Origin of the sequence: Mycolicibacterium aichiense, assembly GCF_010726245.1 — a bacterium.
GTDB classification, from domain to species: domain Bacteria; phylum Actinomycetota; class Actinomycetes; order Mycobacteriales; family Mycobacteriaceae; genus Mycobacterium; species Mycobacterium aichiense.
In genome coordinates this window covers 4781466-4799859 of record NZ_AP022561.1, presented here as the reverse complement: position 1 = coordinate 4799859, position 18394 = coordinate 4781466, and the positions used below count along the sequence as shown (strand labels likewise).

General features: G+C 61.7%; 18 protein-coding genes and 3 tRNA genes. 15 read left to right on the top strand and 6 right to left on the bottom strand.

The genetic code is table 11. The features are described from left to right. Window positions 1-15: 15 nt before the first annotated feature. Window positions 16-732 carry an MBL fold metallo-hydrolase gene (locus G6N32_RS23185; RefSeq protein ID WP_115318729.1) on the bottom strand — a complete coding sequence of 239 codons (717 nt, stop codon included), beginning with the start codon at window positions 730-732 and terminating at the stop codon, window positions 16-18. A gap of 791 nt (window positions 733-1523) precedes the next feature. On the opposite strand from G6N32_RS23185, the gene G6N32_RS23180 reads away from it, so the two are divergent. The 11 genes from G6N32_RS23180 (at window position 1524) to rplA (ending at window position 6276) form a co-directional block, all read left to right on the top strand. Then, window positions 1524-1596: transfer RNA gene (locus G6N32_RS23180), tRNA-Thr, on the top strand. 64 nt (window positions 1597-1660) lie between these two features. Further along, a tRNA-Met gene (locus tag G6N32_RS23175) sits at window positions 1661-1734 on the top strand. A 40-nt stretch (window positions 1735-1774) separates the two neighbouring features. Next, window positions 1775-1942 carry a 50S ribosomal protein L33 gene (gene rpmG / locus G6N32_RS23170; protein ID WP_005143733.1) on the top strand — a complete coding sequence of 56 codons (168 nt, stop codon included), beginning with the start codon at window positions 1775-1777 and terminating at the stop codon, window positions 1940-1942. A gap of 65 nt (window positions 1943-2007) precedes the next feature. Further along, window positions 2008-2487, top strand: a complete 480-nt coding sequence (gene hadA, locus G6N32_RS23165; protein WP_115318731.1) for a (3R)-hydroxyacyl-ACP dehydratase subunit HadA — start codon at window positions 2008-2010, stop codon at window positions 2485-2487. Continuing rightward, complete coding sequence (gene hadB / locus G6N32_RS23160; RefSeq protein WP_115318732.1) at window positions 2474-2902, top strand: (3R)-hydroxyacyl-ACP dehydratase subunit HadB; 429 nt, start codon at window positions 2474-2476, stop codon at window positions 2900-2902. Before hadA ends, hadB begins: the two co-directional genes overlap by 14 nt. Window positions 2903-2905: 3 nt before the next feature. Further along, window positions 2906-3418: a (3R)-hydroxyacyl-ACP dehydratase subunit HadC gene (gene hadC, locus G6N32_RS23155; RefSeq protein ID WP_115318733.1), complete on the top strand. Its 513-nt coding sequence runs from the start codon at window positions 2906-2908 to the stop codon at window positions 3416-3418. Window positions 3419-3559: 141 nt separating this feature from the next. Then, window positions 3560-3632: transfer RNA gene (locus tag G6N32_RS23150), tRNA-Trp, on the top strand. A 100-nt stretch (window positions 3633-3732) separates the two neighbouring features. Then, window positions 3733-4182: a preprotein translocase subunit SecE gene (gene secE / locus G6N32_RS23145; RefSeq protein WP_115318734.1), complete on the top strand. Its 450-nt coding sequence runs from the start codon at window positions 3733-3735 to the stop codon at window positions 4180-4182. A gap of 33 nt (window positions 4183-4215) precedes the next feature. Continuing rightward, window positions 4216-4977, top strand: coding sequence for a transcription termination/antitermination protein NusG (gene nusG, locus G6N32_RS23140; protein WP_115318735.1), 762 nt, complete (start codon window positions 4216-4218; stop codon window positions 4975-4977). Between the two features lie 37 nt (window positions 4978-5014). Beyond that, window positions 5015-5443 carry a 50S ribosomal protein L11 gene (rplK, locus tag G6N32_RS23135; RefSeq protein ID WP_036343413.1) on the top strand — a complete coding sequence of 143 codons (429 nt, stop codon included), beginning with the start codon at window positions 5015-5017 and terminating at the stop codon, window positions 5441-5443. Window positions 5444-5565: 122 nt separating this feature from the next. Continuing rightward, on the top strand, window positions 5566-6276 hold the full coding sequence (gene rplA, locus G6N32_RS23130) for a 50S ribosomal protein L1 (RefSeq protein ID WP_102807063.1): 711 nt from the start codon (window positions 5566-5568) through the stop codon (window positions 6274-6276). Between the two features lie 50 nt (window positions 6277-6326). On the opposite strand, the gene G6N32_RS23125 is transcribed toward rplA, so the two are convergent. The 5 genes from G6N32_RS23125 to G6N32_RS23105 form a co-directional block, all read right to left on the bottom strand. After that, window positions 6327-7220 carry an endonuclease/exonuclease/phosphatase family protein gene (locus G6N32_RS23125; protein WP_232077271.1) on the bottom strand — a complete coding sequence of 298 codons (894 nt, stop codon included), beginning with the start codon at window positions 7218-7220 and terminating at the stop codon, window positions 6327-6329. Window positions 7221-7384: 164 nt separating this feature from the next. After that, entirely contained in the window at window positions 7385-8383 is a 999-nt protein-coding gene (locus tag G6N32_RS23120) for an endonuclease/exonuclease/phosphatase family protein (protein WP_115318737.1), read from the bottom strand. A 33-nt stretch (window positions 8384-8416) separates the two neighbouring features. Continuing rightward, window positions 8417-8926, bottom strand: a complete 510-nt coding sequence (locus G6N32_RS23115) for an arsenate reductase/protein-tyrosine-phosphatase family protein (RefSeq protein WP_419538698.1) — start codon at window positions 8924-8926, stop codon at window positions 8417-8419. Between the two features lie 75 nt (window positions 8927-9001). After that, window positions 9002-10462 (bottom strand): sugar transferase, encoded by a 1461-nt coding sequence (locus G6N32_RS23110; RefSeq protein ID WP_115318739.1) that lies wholly within the window; start codon window positions 10460-10462, stop codon window positions 9002-9004. A gap of 30 nt (window positions 10463-10492) precedes the next feature. Then, window positions 10493-12820: a UDP-glucuronate decarboxylase gene (locus tag G6N32_RS23105; protein ID WP_232077269.1), complete on the bottom strand. Its 2328-nt coding sequence runs from the start codon at window positions 12818-12820 to the stop codon at window positions 10493-10495. Window positions 12821-13456: 636 nt separating this feature from the next. On the opposite strand from G6N32_RS23105, the gene G6N32_RS23100 reads away from it, so the two are divergent. From G6N32_RS23100 to rfaE1, 4 genes are all read left to right on the top strand, one after another. Beyond that, on the top strand, window positions 13457-13954 hold the full coding sequence (locus tag G6N32_RS23100) for a hypothetical protein (RefSeq protein ID WP_147291997.1): 498 nt from the start codon (window positions 13457-13459) through the stop codon (window positions 13952-13954). Window positions 13955-14556: 602 nt separating this feature from the next. Beyond that, window positions 14557-15327: a glycosyltransferase family 4 protein gene (locus tag G6N32_RS23095; RefSeq protein ID WP_163789407.1), complete on the top strand. Its 771-nt coding sequence runs from the start codon at window positions 14557-14559 to the stop codon at window positions 15325-15327. A 173-nt stretch (window positions 15328-15500) separates the two neighbouring features. Then, a complete protein-coding gene (locus G6N32_RS23090; protein ID WP_147291998.1) occupies window positions 15501-16637 on the top strand; it encodes a glycosyltransferase in 1137 nt (378 codons plus the stop codon). A gap of 298 nt (window positions 16638-16935) precedes the next feature. Continuing rightward, window positions 16936-18393: a D-glycero-beta-D-manno-heptose-7-phosphate kinase gene (gene rfaE1, locus G6N32_RS23085; RefSeq protein ID WP_115319088.1), complete on the top strand. Its 1458-nt coding sequence runs from the start codon at window positions 16936-16938 to the stop codon at window positions 18391-18393. Window position 18394: the final 1 nt, after the last annotated feature.

The window sequence follows — 18394 nt, the reverse complement described above, 5'->3', positions numbered from 1 at the left end:
ACGTAATTGGAAGTGTCAGGCGCCCATCAGCGTGCGCCACTGGTCCAGGCTCGACGCTTTGTAGACGTAGTTGGATCGCTTGACCTCAGACAGCGCGGCGCTGGGCTCGATCGAGTACCAGTGCCCGGGGAACACCGTCGGATCCCCGGAGAGTGCGGCCAGCTGCTGAAGACTGCGGAACATCTCGTCGACGTCGCCGCCGGGGAAGTCGGTGCGCCCGCAGCCATCCAGGAACAGAGTGTCGCCGGCGACCAGGCGACCGTCGAGCAGGAAGCACTGGCTGCCCGGCGTGTGGCCCGGAGTGTGCAACAGCTCGATGTCGATGGCGCCGACGGAGACCTTGTCGCCGTGCTCGTGCGCGGTCAGGCTGCTCATGGGAATGCCGGTGACCCGCGAGACCCAATCCGCTTCGTGGGTGTTGACGTGCACCGGGACTTCGACCCGCTCGAGGAGTTCGGCCAGGCCCGCCAGGGTGAAGCCCATCATCGACCCGCCGACGTGGTCGGGGTGGTGGTGGGTGACCAGGACGCCGGACAGGTGCATACCGTCGGCCTCGAGCGCGTCGACCAGGTCGCCGGCGGCGTAGGCCGGATCGACCACGACGGCGTCGCCGGTTTCCCGGTCACCGATCAGGTAGGCGAAGTTGCGCATCTGCTGCGCCATCATGTCGCCGGCGGCAAAATCCCGGCCAGAGAGCAGCTGGCGGAAATACAGACGGTCCGTCGATGCCATGGCTTCAAGGGTAGGCGTCGGCGCGTAGGGCGTTTGGTCAGGCCCACTCCCAGGCGTGACGTCTATTATCACGTTCGATGTCTAGCGTGCCGCTCGTCGTTGCGGCACACCAACGGGTAGGGGCGGCATGAAACTCACGGGTATTGCACTGGGCTCGGTTCTCGCGACATGCATGATGGGTGTTGGGCTAGCAGGGCCGGCTGTTGCGACGGATGACATTACGCAGAACGCGGTAGGCACGTACGACGTCTTGCTCGGCAACCAAACCACCTCGACCATATTCTGGACCGCCGAGCCGTGTGATAACGGCGCGGACCAGTGCATCAAGGTCTCAGAATTCTCGTCCTCAGACACTGCGCGGAAGAAGCCGCACTGGACTGAGAATGCCTACTGGACTGTGGGCTCCTGGGTCTTGGCGCCGGTCGATGTCACGCGAACTTGCAAGGACAAAACTTCTTACCATCTCACATTGAGTAACTCCTGGGACGCCGCCACAAACACCGGATACCGCTCCTACTTCGAGCCCGGAGCTTGCGATGGCGGCAAGCCTCACAACGTTGTAAGCCAATTAACGTTGTCGAAGGTCGGGCCTCCTCTGGCGCCTGATGCCTAAAGCAAGGCGGCGGCTTGTGAATGGTTGTTCGGCGACTTGGGCCACCTCGTCGTGTGTCAGCTGCCGCTCGACAGTGATTTGACGCTGACCCGCTGATTACTCATGTGCGGTTTGGCTGAGCCCATCCGCAGGCTGTACCCTCTTTAAGGCCCACGGCAGTTCGTCGCTCGCGGGTCAGGCCCCCTTAGCTCAGTCGGCAGAGCGTTTCCATGGTAAGGAAAAGGTCAACGGTTCGATTCCGTTAGGGGGCTCGGTGGACACTCGGATCTCGTGGCCGACCTCTGGGCGCCGCGGGGCTCCGCAAGTGCCCATCGGGGCGGTGTAGCTCAGCTGGTTAGAGCGCACGACTCATAATCGTGAGGTCGGGAGATCGAGCCTCCCCACCGCTACAGGTAGACGCAAACGAGAACGTGAAAGAAGGCAACGAACGTGGCCTCCAGTACCGACGTACGGCCGAAGATCACTTTGGCGTGCGAGGTGTGCAAGCACCGCAACTACATCACCAAGAAGAACCGTCGTAACGACCCCGACCGGCTCGAGCTGAAGAAGTTCTGCCCGAACTGCGGCCAGCACCAGCCGCACAAAGAGTCGCGCTGATTTCGCCGGCCGTCGCGACGACGGCCAGCCATCAGTGCCGAGGTTGACTAGATAGGTCCTGCTCCGTGGCTTTGTCCCAAGAATTGGTCGGGCGCCATTTTCGCTACCCCGACTACTACTTGGTCGAGCGGGAAAAGATCCGCGAGCACGCCCGAGCCATCCAGAACTTCGATCCGGCGTTCTTCTCCGACGAGGCCGCCGCGCAGCTGGGCTACGACGGCGTTCTGGCGCCGCTGACCTTCACGTCGATGCTGGGCTACGCCGCTCAACTGGCCTTCTTCGAGCACGCCGACATCGGGATCACCGACAAGCAGATCGTGCAGGTCGACCAGGTTCTGAAGTTCGTCAAGCCGATCAAGGCCGGCGACAAGCTCTACTGTGACGTCTACGTCCACGACATTCGTCGGGCGCACGGCACCGACATCATTGTCACCAAGAACGTGGTCAGCAACGAGGACGACGAAGTAGTACAGGAGACCTACACGACGCTCGCCGGGCGGAGTGAGGGAGATGGAGAGAGTGGCTTCAACGATGGCACTGCGTGAGTTCAGCTCGGTCAAAGTGGGTGAGGAACTGCCGGAACGGGTGATCACCCTGACCCGCGCCGATCTGGTCAACTACGCCGGCGTGTCCGGCGACCTCAACCCGATCCACTGGGACGACGAGATCGCCAAGCAGGTCGGGCTGGACACCGCGATCGCGCACGGGATGCTCACCATGGGTCTCGGCGGCGGCTATGTGACGAACTGGCTTGGTGACCCGGGCGCGGTGACCGAGTTCAACGTGCGCTTCACCGCGATCGTGCCGGTACCCAACGACGGTGTCGGTGCCGAGATCCTCTTCACCGGCAAGGTGAAGTCGGCTGACCCCGAGACCAAGACCATCACGATCGCGTTGATCGCGACCACAGGTGGCAAGAAGATCTTCGGCCGTGCCGTCGCAACGGCGAAGTTGGCGTAACCCATGGCACTCAAGACTGATATCCGCGGAATGGTCTGGGAGTACCCCGACACCTTCGTGGTGGGCCGTGAGCAAATCCGCCAGTACGCCAAGTCGGTGAAGTCGCCCGACCCCGCCTCGATGGACGACAAGGCCGCCGCCGAGCTCGGCCACTCCGGCCTGGTCGCTCCGCCGACTTTCATGTCGATCCTCGCGGTGATGATCCAGAACCACTTCTTCCAGCACGTCGATGTCGGGTTGGAGACACTGCAGATCGTCCAGGTGGATCAGAAGTTCAAGTTCTACCGGCCGATCGTCGAGGGCGACGCCGTGCGCGGCACGATGTATATCGAGTCTGTCGACGAGCGGTTCGGCGCCGATATCGTCACCACCCGCAACGTCCTCATCGACCAGCACGGTGAGATGATCATGGAATCGTTCACCACGCTGATGGGGCACGAAGGCGACAACTCGATCTCGGCAGGCTGGGATCCGGAGACCGGACAGGTTCTGCGCAAGCCGGTCACTCACGACTAACGACGGATTAACACCTGCTTGGTGTGCCGTTGTACACTCGGACCTCGGGGTTTTCCCAGATAAGCGCGCTGTCCGTCGGTTCGGGTTTGACCGGACGGGGAGCGCGCGAATTATGTGGGGACTTCCCGGCGAGTTAGACAGAGGGGCGTAGCTCAACTGGCAGAGCAGCGGTCTCCAAAACCGCAGGTTGCAGGTTCAAGTCCTGTCGCCCCTGCTTCAACTGAATAAAGCTGGACTGAACATGGTGGACACTGGAGGGTGCACACCGGGCTGGGTACTCCAGCCCACACGTACTCGACACAAAGGAGCATGCGGTGAGCGACGAGCGCGAAAGTGCTGACGCCGCAGGCGCAGGCGACGGCCGATTGGATGGCGACGAGGACACCACCGGCGGTCAGACCGTCGTCGTGACCCGCCCCGCGCGTCCCACGGGCAAGCGGTCCCGGCGCGCCGGAGCCACTGCGCTGGCCGAGCCGGAGGAAGTCGAATCGACCGCCGAAGAACTCGGCGTCGAGGACAAGCCCGGCAAGAAGACGAAGGCCAAGAAGAAGAAGGTCAAGTCCGGGCCGTCGCACAACCCCATCCTGTTCGTCTGGAACTACCTCAAGCAGGTCGTCGCCGAGCTGCGCAAGGTGATCTGGCCCAACCGCAAGCAGATGGTCAGCTACACCACCGTGGTTCTGCTGTTCCTGGCCTTCATGGTTGCCCTGATCGGTGGGGTCGACCTCGGCCTGGCCAAGCTTGTGCTGTGGGTGTTCGGCTAGCGAACGCTGACGTTTTAGAGAGGACTGACTACCGTGACAACCCCCGAAGGCGATACGCCCACGGGTGAGGCGCTCGTCGATGTGATCGACGAAGACGCTGCCACACCTGAGATCGAGGCGGCGCCTGACGCTGAGACGGCGGAAGCCGCCGGCGAGTCTGCCGAGGAGGAGCTCGATCCGGCCGCCGCGCTCAAAGCTGAGCTGCGCAGCAAGCCGGGCGACTGGTACGTCATCCACTCCTACGCCGGCTACGAGAACAAGGTGAAGGCCAACCTCGAGACCCGCGTGCAGAACCTGGACGTCGGCGACTACATCTTCCAGGTCGAGGTGCCCACCGAAGAAGTCACCGAGATCAAGAACGGCCAGCGCAAGCAGGTCAACCGCAAGGTACTGCCCGGCTACATCCTGGTGCGCATGGAACTGACCGACGATTCGTGGGCCGCCGTGCGCAACACCCCGGGTGTCACCGGCTTCGTCGGCGCTACGTCACGGCCGACCGCGCTGTCGCTCAACGATGTGGTGAAGTTCCTGCTGCCGCAGGGTGCGGCGAAGAAGCCCGGCAAGGCGGCGTCTACTGCTGCGGCCGCGTCCTCTGAGGCCACCCTGGAACGCCCGGAGATCCTGGTGGACTTCGAGGTGGGCGAGTCGGTCACCGTCATGGACGGCCCGTTCGCGACGCTGCCGGCCTCGATCAGCGAGGTCAACGCCGAGCAGCAGAAGCTCAAGGTGCTGGTGTCCATCTTCGGCCGCGAGACACCCGTCGAACTGACCTTCAACCAGGTCGCCAAGATCTGATCGCGTTCTGCGATCGCTAGAAAGGAAACAACCCCGAATGGCCCCGAAGAAAAAGGTCGCCGGGCTGATCAAGCTGCAGATCCAGGCCGGGCAGGCCAACCCCGCCCCGCCGGTCGGCCCTGCGCTCGGCCAGCATGGCGTCAACATCATGGAGTTCTGCAAGGCGTACAACGCCGCGACGGAAAACCAGCGCGGCAACGTCATCCCCGTGGAGATCACCGTCTACGAGGACCGCAGCTTCACTTTCGCGCTGAAGACCCCGCCCGCCGCTCGGTTGCTGCTGAAGGCTGCCGGTGTGCAGAAGGGCTCGGCCGAGCCGCACAAGACCAAGGTTGCGAAGGTCACCTGGGATCAGGTGCGCGAGATCGCCGAGACCAAGAAGGAAGATCTCAACGCCAACGACATCGACCAGGCTGCCAAGATCATCGCCGGCACCGCCCGGTCGATGGGCATCACTGTCGAGTAGCTTGCGGATCGACCAGACAGAAGTCGAATAATTCGGTCGGCGCCGCATGGGCGGCGTCGAGCCACGTGGCAGGGCTGGCATCGGCCCGCAGAGACCACGACCTCATCAATTAGGAGAACGAAATGAGCAAGACGAGCAAGGCCTACCGCGAAGCCGCGGAGAAGGTCGACAAGACCAAGCTGTACTCGCCGCTGGAAGCCGCGAAGCTGGCCAAGGAGACGTCGTCGAAGAAGCAGGACGCGACCGTCGAGGTGGCGATCCGGCTCGGTGTCGACCCCCGCAAGGCCGATCAGATGGTCCGCGGCACGGTCAACCTGCCCAACGGCACGGGTAAGACCGCGCGCGTCGCGGTGTTCGCAGTGGGGGAGAAGGCCGAGCAGGCCAAGGAAGCCGGTGCGGACATCGTCGGCAGTGACGATCTGATCGAGCTGATCCAGGGCGGCATGCTGGACTTCGACGCCGCGATCGCCACCCCGGATCAGATGGCCAAGGTCGGCCGCATCGCCCGCGTGCTGGGCCCGCGCGGCCTGATGCCGAACCCCAAGACCGGCACCGTCACCCCGGACGTGGCCAAGGCCGTCACCGACATCAAGGGCGGCAAGATCAACTTCCGCGTCGACAAGCAGGCCAACCTGCACTTCGTCATCGGTAAGGCGTCGTTCGACGAGAAGAAGCTGGCCGAGAACTACGGTGCTGCGCTCGACGAGATCCTGCGTGCCAAGCCGTCGTCGTCCAAGGGCCGCTACCTGAAGAAGATCACCGTCTCGACGACCACGGGCCCGGGCATCCCGGTCGACCCGGCCGTCACCCGGAACTTCACCGAAGAGGCGTAAAGCTATTCGACCGGTGGCCGTCTACTTCGGTAGGCGGCCATTTGTCGTTTCTAGGACGCGGTGGGGTCGATGGGCACCCTGATCGTGGCAAGCAACGCGCGGTGATCGGAGCCAGGAACCTTGATGGTGTGCACGGATTCGGCAGCGGCGTTGCGGGTGAGCACGTGGTCGATCGTGATGAGCGGTGGGATTCTCCTGTTGGATGGGAATGTCGGAGCGAATCCGGAGCCGCTCTGTTCGACGGCATCGCGGTAACCGTTGGTCAGCAGGTCGCGGAACTGACGCATGTCGGGTGTGCTGTTGTAGTCGCCGCCGATGATGACGGCGGCCGGCCCTGCTGTCTTCGCGAAGTTGTCCAATTGAACCTTCGCGCTTGCCATTCCGCCGCGCCATTCGGCGACCGTATTCGTGTCGCCGGCGATAGGGGAGTAGACGTGCACGCTGGCGAGCAGCGGTGCGAAGCGCAGGCCGGGAATCTCTACCCGGGCTGCCGGGATACTCACCCAGCGGTGCCGTGGTTCGGACAGCACCGTGAGGGGATAACGACTCCACATCCCGATTCCGCCGGCACCTGGGGCGGGGAGTAGGTGTGAATAGGGAAATGCTGCGTCGACGCCGGCGTGATGCAGGCGTTGCACTTCCTCAGGTGTCAGCTCGGAGACCGTGATCACGTCGGCGTTCGCGTTGGCCAGCTTGACGAGAAAGTGGGGATCCGCTTGCCCGTAGCGGAGATTCGATGAGAGCACCCGAATCTCTTGGTGGGCAACAATATCGGGTGCTTGCCCAAGGAAATACCACGAGATCTGGAGTGCAAGGCTGGCTGCTGCCACCGCGACGGCGACCATCGATAATAGGAATCGGCGGCGTGATGCCGCCGCCACCAGGCCCGCGAACGCAGCCAGCCATACGTACGGTGATCCGACGGCCAGCATCAGACCCGGCATGTTTGCAATCGGTTGAGTCCGCGCGATGAGGGCGAGGATGGTGAGTAGGAGTGCCGCAACCGGCAGCGTTGTCGACAGAGCGACGCGCGTTCTGGGGGACAAGCGTGGCGGCCCTTCCGCTCTGCCGTCAGTAGTCCGCACGCTACCAAGTTCGGCGGACCGGCTCATCCGTCGTTCAGCGATTGCGGGATCGTCGGAATATGCACGGTCGCGAGAAGGGCCCGATGGTCAGAGCCTTCGACCGTAACTGCGGTCAATGACGTTGCTGTGGCTCGCCGGGTAAGTACGTGGTCGATCTCCAATGCCGGCGGCAGCCATGAGTCGGCAGGGAACGTCGGGACGAACCCGGCACCAGTCTGGTCGGTCGCATCGCGATAGCCATTGGACAAGAGAGCGCGAAACTGTTGCATGTCAGACGTCGTGTTGAAATCGCCAGCGACAATGACAGCGGCCTCGCCCGCCACGTCGCTGAACCTGTCGAGCACTGCTTTGGCGTCTGCGATACTGACCTCCCAGCCATCGACTGAATCTCGCTGCGATGCGACCGGGGAGAACACGTGGACGCTGGCAATGAGCGGCGGCACTTGGACGCCGGGTACCTGGACTCGTGCCGCGACCATCGTGAAGCTTCGGCGGGCTCCCGGCGACACCGCGGCCAGTGGATACCGGCTCCAGAGACCGATCCCCCCGGCCCCGGCTCCAGGAAATAGCACCGAATACGGGAATGCCGCGTCGATCCCGGCTTGTGAGAAGCCTTCGACGGCCTCGGGAGTCAGCTCTGAGACAGCGATGACATCAGCAGACTCTTTGGCCAGCTTGATGAACGCAGCAGGATCGGCCTGCCCCTTCCGAAGATTTGACGAAAGCACTTGAACGTCAGCGAATTGCGTCGTCGCGGGACGTGTGAAGGTGTAGCGGGGAATCTGGATCGCCGTGGTGATGGTCAACACGAGCACCGAAATTATTGTCAATGAGGTGCGACGCGCCATCGCCGACAGGATCAGGCCCACCAGCGCCATGACCGGGGCGTACGGCGACGCAGCCGCTACGACGACTCCGAAGAGAGTCGAGATCGGGCGCACCCGCGCGATAAGTGTCAGTGCCGCGAGCGCGAGGATGGCAACCGCGAGTGCCGTCGCGAGGACGGGCCGTTTGCCAGACATGCTGCTGGGCAGGCTACGTGCGCGTGGGGCGAGTCATGATGCTCGGCACAATTCGAGGATCGGTGGCAGCAGGGCGGCGATTTGCGTACCGACGGCGGCAAAGACCTCCGGATCCTGTCCGATGGGATCGGGAATGTCGAACAACTCTTGTGGTGTGAGTTTAGGGCGCAGTGCCGGGAGGTCCACGACGCTCTTTGCACCGTGGACGGAGGCGAGTTGAGCGGCCTCGCTCAACGTGAATGTCCGGTGCAATTTCTGGGGCACGATCTCCAGTGCGGCGTCACGATGGGCCGTCGTCATCGTAATGATCAGATCGACGCCGGACACGGTTTTCGGCTTGAATTGTCGCGCGGCGAAGTCCGCCGCATCACCACCGAGCGACTCCAGTACGGTGGCGGCGTCTCGATGGATCGGATGTGCGATCACCGCACGAATGCCCGCGCTGGAAGCACTCAAGTCAGGGATCCGAGCTTGGTCTGCATACGCAACGGCAAGCCGCTCTGCTATGGGCGACCGGCAGATATTGCCGGTGCAAACAAACAGTATGTGCAGAACCTACTTCTTTCCGTCCGGCACCGAACCGAGACGCACAGCCTCGGGCGAATCGGTGCGATGCCGCTAGTATGCGCCGCTGCGCGCGAAAACTACCTGCGGTGTCTTGGCCATGATCCGGAAGTCCCACATCAACGACCAACTCCCGACGTACACAGAGTCGAGATGCTGCAGATCCGCGTACGTGAGCTGGCTGCGTCCGCAGACCTGCCACAACCCGGTGATACCCGGCTTGACGTCCAGGCGCGCCAAGGCCGCACCATCGATGCGGTCCGACTCCTCGGTCGGAAGGGGCCGCGGCCCCACCAATGACATCTCGCCGATGACGACGTTGATCAGCTGTGGAATTTCATCGAGGCTGGTCTTACGGATGAAGGCACCGACCCGCGTCACCCTGGGATCGTTCTCCATCTTGAACAGCGGTCCATCAGACTCGTTGAGCGCAGCGACGGTGTGACGCTGCTGCCAGGCGTCGGCCGTCATCGACCGGAACTTGAAGATTTGGAAGGGCCGCCCGGCGCGACCCATTCGCTCTTGGCGGAAGAACACCGGTCCACGGCTGTCCAGTTTGATGGCCAGCGCGACAAGCAGCATCGCCGGCGAGAGCACCACGAGCGCCAAACTTGCCGCGACGACATCGATGATCCGTTTGGCCGCGCGGGCACCGGGGCCCAATGATGCGGTCGGGAGGTGCATCAAGGTGAGACCGTGGAGCTCCTCAGCTTCACTGCGCCAGTTGTGCAGTTCGAAGTAGCGCGGGATTTCCGATACTGGTACCCGACCCTGCAGTCCCCGCAGCGCTTCGAGCACCGCCATGTCGCTCGCGTTGGGGAAGCCGACGATGACCCGGTCGATGTTATGTGCCTCGCAGAGAGCGGGCAGATCAGTCAGGCTGCCGAGCGCCTGGGCTCCCGCCGGCGCATCGTCGTCGACGTGCCCGACGACGAACGTGTCCGGACACCTACGAAGCCTGGATGTCAATCGATCCGAGATCGGGCCGGTGCCCACCACCAGAATCCGAGTGACAGTCGGATCAAACATCCGGACGACCAGTCGACGCCCCAACGGGACCAGGATGATGGCGGGCAGCACCATAGCCACCGCGGCCGTCAGTGTCATCCGGCCGCCGCGCAATAAGAGGGCGTCGACGGCGAGTGCAAGTAAGGCGGCGGTCGGCAGGCATCGCGCGATCACCGCGGGCCGCCACCACTCACTCGGACGCAGCCGCGAGGCGGGGCGGCGGTACAGCCCGTGTAGGTGCAATGCCACCGCCATCGCCAGCGTGGCGATGATGACGCTGCGAACACCGAGCGCGCCAGCGCGCTGCGCGCTGATCAGGCTGAGGACTACCGCACCGATCGAGGCTGAGGCGCTCAGGGTCACCAAGTCGGCAATCTGCAGGAAGTACCGGTGGCGCAGGCCCACCTTTTGAGCCTGCTTGGTGTCGGTGTCAGGTTGTTTGGGTATCGGGGCAGTTCGCCCCGCCTGGTGCGCCGATGGATGTGGTGGCGTGATTTCGATTGTCATTCGTAGTTCCCCCGTATTTCATTTACTGCGTCACCAGCCGAAGCCGATCAGTCGGAGACCCGATCCGACAAAATCAGCTTCCGACAGGCAATTCCGTCCGTCAACGACAAGGTCGCCGCGCATGACCCGACGGAGCCCAGCCGGATCGATCGATCGGAACTCCGGCCATTCTGTGGTCACGACAACAGCGTCGACCCGGTCGGCTGCCTCGTAGGCGTCACGTGTCATGCGGATGGCTGACAATTCGTCAGGCAGCGACTTGACGACCGGATCGAATGCCGACACCACAGCTCCGGCAGCGAGCAGGCGACGGGCGATATCCAAAGCCGGTGCGTCACGCAGATCGTCGGTTCCGGGCTTGAACGTCAGGCCAAGAAGCGCGATCCGGCGGCCCTTGAGTACATGGAGCTCTCGCTGAAGCTTGCGGACGACACTCGCACGCTGCGACTTGTTGATACCGACCGTCGCTTGCAGCATCGATGGCGTATAGCCGTACTCCTGGCTGGTCGAAATCAGCGCCGCGACATCCTTGCCGAAGCAGGAGCCGCCCCAGCCAACGCCGGGATTGAGGAAGGCACTCCCAATCCGGTGGTCGGCGCCAATCGCAGGCAACACCTGGCGGACGTCGGCGCCGAACAGCTCGCACATCTGCGCCATTTCGTTGGCGAAACTGATCTTGGTGGCCAGGAACGCATTCGCCGCATACTTGATCATCTCGGCGGACGCGAGGTCCGTCGTGATCAGTGCTGGCCGAAGAGTCCGGCGTCCACCCTCGAAAGACTGATCGAGGACTGGCGCGTATAGCTCGGCGACGTGGTTGACATCGGCGGCTGCGCCGCCCAGCACGATCCGGTCCGGGTACAGGAAGTCGTCCAGCGCGCACCCCTCGCGCAGGAACTCCGGATTGGACACGACATGGAACGAAAGTTCCCGGTCGTCACCCAGCGCGTCTTCCAGGATCGTGCGGGTCCAGTTGCCGGAACCAACCGGAACAGTCGACTTATTGACAATCACCACACCTGGGCGCAAGTACGGCGCCAACGACTGGATCGCGCCTTCCAGCTGCGAAAGGTCAGGAGCTCCCTCGGGTCCTGGGGGAGTTCCCACACAGAGGAACACGAAGTCGGCGTCGGACAGCGCGTCGGCTGGGCGATCAGTGAACTGGAGGCGACCGGTCGACAGAGCGGCTTTGAGCATCTCCGGCAGGCCGGGCTCGACGAAGGGTGCTTGACCTTGGTTGAGCTGGCTCGTACGCAGCGAGTCGCTGTCGAGGCCGCAGACGGAGTGTCCCAGGAACGCCAAGCAGGTCGAGGTCACTGCGCCCACGTAACCGGTACCGATCACAGCGACTTTGTGTCGGGGATGCTCCTGCGTTTCCCGGACCGAGTAGGACGCCGGCGCACCAGCGGTGAAATCACCGTGCATTTGGTCGCGGAACCAGGAAATGGTCTTCGTCAATCCATCCGTGACATCGACCTGTGGTTCCCAGTTCAATTCGGTTCGGGCAAGGGTGATGTCGGGCTGACGCTGGGACGGGTCGTCACGCGGCCGGTCGTAAAACTCGATCGGCGAGTCCGACCCGGTAATTTCGCGGATGAGCTCGGCGAGCTCGAGCATGGTCAACTCGTGCGGGTTGCCGATGTTGACCGGGCCGGCGAGGTCGGAGAACAAAAGCCGTATCGCGCCTTCGACGAGGTCGTCGACATAACAGACGGATCGGGTCTGGCTGCCGTCGCCGTGAACGGTCAACGGCACGCCGGCGAGCGCCTGGTTGACGAAAGCCGGAATAGCGCGACCGTCATCCGGACGCATGCGAGGCCCGTACGTATTGAAGATCCGCATGATTGCGGTATTGACGCCGTGCTTGGTCCGGTATGCGGTGGTGGCTGCCTCGGCAAAGCGTTTCGCTTCGTCATAACAAGAGCGTGGGCCCACTGGATTGACGTTGCCCCAGTAGCTTTCGGGCTGAGGGTGCACGTGCGGATCGCCGTAGGTCTCCGACGTGGACGCCAGCAGATAGCGGGCGCCCTTCTCCTTGGCCAATCCGAGGGTGTGCAGCGTTCCGAGTGAACCCGCCTTCAACGTCTGAATCGGGAGCTGTGCGTAGTCGATCGGCGACGCGGGGGATGCGAAATGTAGGACGTAGTCGACCGGTCCCGGGATCGAGATGAAGTCGCTGACGTCGGCCTTGATCAGTCGGAAGCCGTCGCGACCCTGCAAATGAGCGACGTTCTCGGGTTTGCCGGTCACGAAATTGTCGAGGCAGATCACGTCAATTTCGTGCGCGAGGAGCGCCTCGGCCAAATGCGAGCCGACAAAGCCCGCACCACCAGTCAACACTGCCCGCGGTCGCATCATCCCCCCTGTACAGCCGCCCAACCGCCGAAAAGGCCCTGACCCGAAAGCGTCCAGGCCTTTCGCCAAGTCGTGCTTTATGGCGAACGTATCATCGCCAGGCTCATCCAGCAATCGGAAAGGGTCTCTCAATGCGAGGAGTAAAGCCCTCGTTTCGCCGTATTAATGAGCCGCCCGAAAGTTGGGACAGGCGGACCCCCTTTGAGCAGGTCCCGCGCGCGCAGGCTGCGATCGGCGAAGGATATAGCGCAGGGCGTCGAGTGTCAGCTTCCGACCCATTGTCCACCGCGCTCGCCGACCGACGTCAGTCACAGCCTGGTGACCCTATCCTCTGGGTTCGCGATGGCTCGCAGTCAGGACAATCACGAGCCGCTCTAACCGGACTGGCCCCGGGCACCCCTCTGGCCGCCGCGCAGCTAAGCCGTTGCCGAGGGTCTTGCGAAATAACAGGACGACTGCACCGGCGACTGCTGGTGCCTGCAGGAACAGGCGACGGCTCAAGCAGAGGACGCAGTATCGCAAGCGCTCGTTTTAGATAGATCAAGTGGGATTGACGCGGTATGCTCTGCCGGTCGCTGAATTGGTGCGGCCTGTCTGCGGATCGTCGTTACGGCTGTCAATCGTTGTGGGGGAGGGACGATGAATCGACTTGTGCTATCTGTGATTAGCGCCGTCTTCACCGCTGTGTTGGTGATCGGGTTGGGCGGCACGGGTGTGGCATCTGCCGCCCCGAACCTAACCGGACTGACCTTCGGCAAAGCATCTGAGAAGATTCAGGGTTGGGGTGGGACGGCGGTCATATCGTCGGTTGTAGGCAGTCAGCTCGCTACCGATGACTGCATCGTTACCGATGCCAGGGAGTCCATCACGCTGGACTCCAGCGGCCGCAGCGCGCATCGCGGGAGATGGCTGTTCGACCTGAATTGCAACGCGGCCGTTGCCGGCCCGGGCAAGCCGGGAAACTCCGCGGCGTCCCCGGACGGCGCGAAGGCAAAAAAGATTGAGGGGTGGATTGCGAGTTGGAACAAGAAACCCGCGTATTGCGACGGTCACATTGCCTATTGTCAACGGTATTGCGATAACTATGACGGTTGCTCTGACGAACTCAAACAATATCTGGCAGCCAACGCGGCCTAACGACCAAAACACGTAACTTCTCGAGAGGTGAGTGTTTATTGTGCTCACGTCCTCGCGACAGCCGACATTCGGATAATCGGCCGTCAGTCCGCGCCGAACACATCTGGCAGGGTCGTCTGCGACGCGGCTACGACTTCATGGTCCTATAACACGGTTTAGGTCTAGCGATTACAGAATTGCTGAAAATAGATCTTGTTAGAAGCGCTCTGTCCGCAGGGGTCTGCACGAATTCTGAGTTGCGTCCACTCACCCGACTGACATCAACCTGCCTACCACGCGGCACTTGCCTACCCAGCCCGCACCTGCAGGGAACTTCCGGAACATTTGACACCTAGGGAGCAAGGTTCATGTCGCGATCTTCGTGTTTCGTAAACGGCTATTTTCGGAACCAGCCGGTAACGGGTCAGCAACGATTCGCTGCAGAGATAGCCGACAGGTTGCCCGAATTACTCCCTGACGTGACGGAACTGCTTCCGTCCCGATGGGCCTCTTCGCGAGGAAGGCAATGGATCGAGCTGCAGACAACACTCCCGCGGAGGGTCGGCAAAGGTCTGTTGATCTCTCTTACCTCGCGAACTCCGTGGTGTGGTGTGAGGCAACTCGTGACGATCTACGATCTGTTTCCACTGACAAATCCGGAGTGGTACTCGCGTGAATTCTCTTTGCTTCATCGAAGATTGTTGCTCCATAACGCTACACACGCCGACGGGATTATTGTCACCAGCGAGCCGGTTCGTATCGCGGTTGCCGCACTCGCCCGGCCCGGAATCCCTATTGTTGTCGCTCCCGCTGCTCCATCGCTCAACTTCGGTGGTCCGCCAGAGAATATGGCGGCAACAGCATCACCCTATTTTCTAGCAGTTGGTTCCATCGAGCCGCGAAAGAATCTTCGGCGGCTGCTGGATGCTTACGGCGCGCTGGACGCCAACGTGCGCGCGGGCGTCCCTCTCCTCATAGTCGGTGACAGAACGGCTATTTTCGCTAGCGCCGGTATTGAGGACGCGCCCCCGCCCGCCGGCGTCCGGTTCTTGGGCCGGGTCACCGACGCTGAACTCGCCGCTCTATATCGCGATGCGACAGTGTTCGTGAGCCCTAGTCTCGACGAAGGCTTTGGGATTCCTCTCGTCGAAGCTGCGCAGATCACTAATGGCGTGATGGTGGTTAGCGATATCCCTGTTTACCGGTGGGTGATGGGTACCACTCCCGCAATCTACGTTGATCCACTTGACGTTGAGTCGATCGCGAGCGGCCTCCAAGCGGCGCTTACCGCTACCGCGGATGTCGAGGCGCTTCGCGCGTTGGCGCGACGCTTTAGCTGGGACGAGTCAGCCCAGACCATCGCAGCTCTTGCTCGTGAACTTTCCGCGAATTGATTCTCGGTTGCGTTACGCCCAAAAGCGGTGACCCCATTCGGTGCTGAGAGGGTGTCGGGCACTAGTTCTCGGACTCGGCCCTGCCCGGGCCGATGTTCTAAAATCATCCACAATGGCGACGCTGTTTCGTTTGATACAGAGGTCCCTATGCGCCGTTGAGGGGAGACAATCTCGTGACGCGACCGAGCGCGCGGTTGGCACATCCTCGATGGACGGGACCGCAGACCGCGGGGCGCGTGCTTTTTCTAAGCCATACCGAAGCCGACGGAGTCTTCAAGGTCGGCAGCCATCATCTTGCGGGCGAGCTGAGCAAACTCGGGTACACCGTGATGCATGTCTCGACGCCTTACAGCGCTGTACACGGCGTTCTTCGGCGGGGCTCAGATACGCGGCGCGAGCAGGCTCGTAACGGTGCGATCCTCGATGACGCCGGCGTACTCCACTATGTACCGTCTACTTTTCTTCCTATCCAGGTAAGCACACACTCAACGCTGACCGATATTCGAAATTTGATGGGCGGCGTTAAAGCCGATTTCGCTTTCATCGACCAGCCGCTTTTTTCGGCTCGCGCGTGCACCCTCGCCCGGCTGAATATCTACAGGCCGACAGATGTCATTCAAGGCGGCGTCATAGGTGTGCGGCAGCGCCATCTACTCCGCGTGGTTGATGGAATCATCGCTACCTCGGCCCACGTGCTGAATGCTCTTGAAACGAGTCGTGACATCGCATCACTAGTACTGCCGAATGGTGTCGACCTGAGCCACTTTGAACCGTTATCCAGAGATGAAACGGATCGCCGGGGCGTCGTTTACGTCGGTGCTATTGACGAACGATTCGACTGGTCGCAACTCGAGGCTGCAGCCCATGCAAATCCACAAACCAAGTTTGATATCTACGGGCCTACTCCTAGCCGCTTCCCAATGATGCCGCACAATGTTGAGGTTTGTGGCCCGATACCGTACGAGTCGCTGCCGCGCGTACTGGCTCGGTATCAGGTTGGAATCCTGCCACTGACCGGTATCCCTCTCAATTTCGGACGCAGCCCGATGAAGCTGTTCGAGTACCTCGCGGCAGGACTTCAAGTGGTTGCGACATCGACGCCGACCCTGCAGGAGCAAGGTAGGGGCGTACCTGGCGTGCACGTTGTCGCAGAAGACGAATTTGCGAAAGCCGTCGAGAGTGCCGTTCTTAACCCATTGCCTGAACAAGACTTGATCGCTGAGGCGAGGCGGCATACGTGGACGGCGAACGCAGAAGCAATTGCAGCATTCGCGCAGCGGCTGCTCGCTTCGGTCCAGGGCGCAACGTGAGTTGCCGCCCACATAGTCCACGTGACCGCGGTCTCGGGGCCGCCTCACGATCTCCGTTCAAGCGCAATGCTCAGATCAACAGCGGGACACCTGCGACCATGCTCGCTCGATCGATGCCTGGCATGGGTGTTACGCGCGGCTTACACTTGCGAGCGGGGTTCGAAGAATAGATTGACGTTGCTTGCGGGCCGGAAATGTCGGTACTGGTCCAAGACGGTGCTAGTTAGGTGGCGGCCGCACAAGGTCAAACCTCCTGACCGATGGTCATGTGCTTGGTGGGGATATCCGAGGGGTTGCGATGGAAAGCGAAGTTATCGAGGCGCTCTTCAATAAGACCGTACTGGTTGTTGGCGACTTGATGCTGGATCGCTTTGTATACGGGGCTGTAGATCGAATATCGCCCGAGGCGCCGATTCCGGTTTTGCGGTTCCGGGAAGAGGTGGCGATGCTCGGAGGCGCCGGCAACGTCGCATGCAACATTGCAGCGCTTAATGGGCGGGCAGTGCTGGTCGGCGCAACCGGCGACGACGCGGAGGGGTCCTATATTTCTGAGGTTCTGTGTCCCGCATCTCAAATCGAAGCAAGGCTCGTCAGGAGCGAAAATTACGCCACCACCGTCAAGACCCGCTACGTCTGTGAGGGTCAGCAAATCCTCCGGCTCGACCGCGAGGAGACGCTGCTGGATGTTGCGTCATTGGAACGAATTAGATCGACGGTCAGAGAAGCAATCGACGATGCCGATGCGCTGATATTGTCAGACTACGCTAAAGGTTCGTTGACACCAGATAGTATCCGTGCGCATATCAAAGCCGCAAATGAGGCCGGCGTACCGGTAATCGTCGATCCGAAAAGTCGAGATTATTCGCTTTATCGCAACGCGGATGTCATTACGCCCAACGCCAACGAGGCCGCGGCCGCGACCGGCCACGACTGTTCGACCGATGAGGGTGCCGGACATGCGGCGCGGAAAATCCTGCAGGATTTCCGAATAGGCGCAGTGTTGATAACGCGTGGTGCGCAAGGAATGACACTGCTTGCGCCAATGTCTGGAGTTGAGCAACCTTTCCACATTCGGACAAAGGGATCGTCAGTTTACGATGTGTCTGGCGCTGGCGACACTGTAATTGCCACGCTCTCTCTCGCAATTTCCGCGGGGATCGACATCAAAGTCGCCGCACAGCTCGCCAATAGTGCGGCTGGCATCGTAGTGGGCAAGCTGGGTACAGCTGTCGTGAGTGCGGACGAGCTTGTCCGCGCAGTCGCAGGCACCGCTGATATGTCGTTCTGCCGAACGAGGGAACAGACCGTTGCGCAAGTCCGACAGTGGCGCAACGAAGGACTCAAGGTCGGTTTTGCCAACGGCTGTTTCGATCTCGTGCACCCTGGTCACGTAGCGCTCTTGCGCCAGGCGCGCGACCAATGCGATCGTCTCGTCGTGGCCTTGAATGCCGACGCATCCGTGAGGCGGCTAAAAGGCGGAAACCGCCCCATCCAGGACCAGTATTCGCGAGCTGCTGTCATCGGTTCGCTGCGAAGTGTGGATCTCGTCACTCTATTCGACGAGGACACGCCCCTAGAATTGATCAAGTTGATCAGACCAGATGTACTCATCAAGGGCGATGATTACGCCATTCAAGATGTAATTGGTGGCGAGCTTGTCCAGCAGTGGGGCGGCCAGGTGTACCTGGTCCCGCTAGAGAAGGGCCATAGCACTACAAATATCATTGCCCGCTCTGAGGGCGCCGTCGTCGGCTGAA

Coding starts and splice junctions, on each gene's coding strand:
- G6N32_RS23185 (WP_115318729.1), bottom strand. CDS start 732: ATGGCATCGACGGACCGTCTGTATTTCCGCCAGCTGCTCTCTGGCCGG.
- hadB (WP_115318732.1), top strand. CDS start 2,474: ATGGCACTGCGTGAGTTCAGCTCGGTCAAAGTGGGTGAGGAACTGCCG.
- hadC (WP_115318733.1), top strand. CDS start 2,906: ATGGCACTCAAGACTGATATCCGCGGAATGGTCTGGGAGTACCCCGAC.
- rplK (WP_036343413.1), top strand. CDS start 5,015: ATGGCCCCGAAGAAAAAGGTCGCCGGGCTGATCAAGCTGCAGATCCAG.
- rplA (WP_102807063.1), top strand. CDS start 5,566: ATGAGCAAGACGAGCAAGGCCTACCGCGAAGCCGCGGAGAAGGTCGAC.
- G6N32_RS23125 (WP_232077271.1), bottom strand. CDS start 7,220: ATGCCGGGTCTGATGCTGGCCGTCGGATCACCGTACGTATGGCTGGCT.
- G6N32_RS23120 (WP_115318737.1), bottom strand. CDS start 8,383: ATGTCTGGCAAACGGCCCGTCCTCGCGACGGCACTCGCGGTTGCCATC.
- G6N32_RS23110 (WP_115318739.1), bottom strand. CDS start 10,462: ATGACAATCGAAATCACGCCACCACATCCATCGGCGCACCAGGCGGGG.
- G6N32_RS23105 (WP_232077269.1), bottom strand. CDS start 12,820: ATGATGCGACCGCGGGCAGTGTTGACTGGTGGTGCGGGCTTTGTCGGC.
- G6N32_RS23100 (WP_147291997.1), top strand. CDS start 13,457: ATGAATCGACTTGTGCTATCTGTGATTAGCGCCGTCTTCACCGCTGTG.
- rfaE1 (WP_115319088.1), top strand. CDS start 16,936: ATGGAAAGCGAAGTTATCGAGGCGCTCTTCAATAAGACCGTACTGGTT.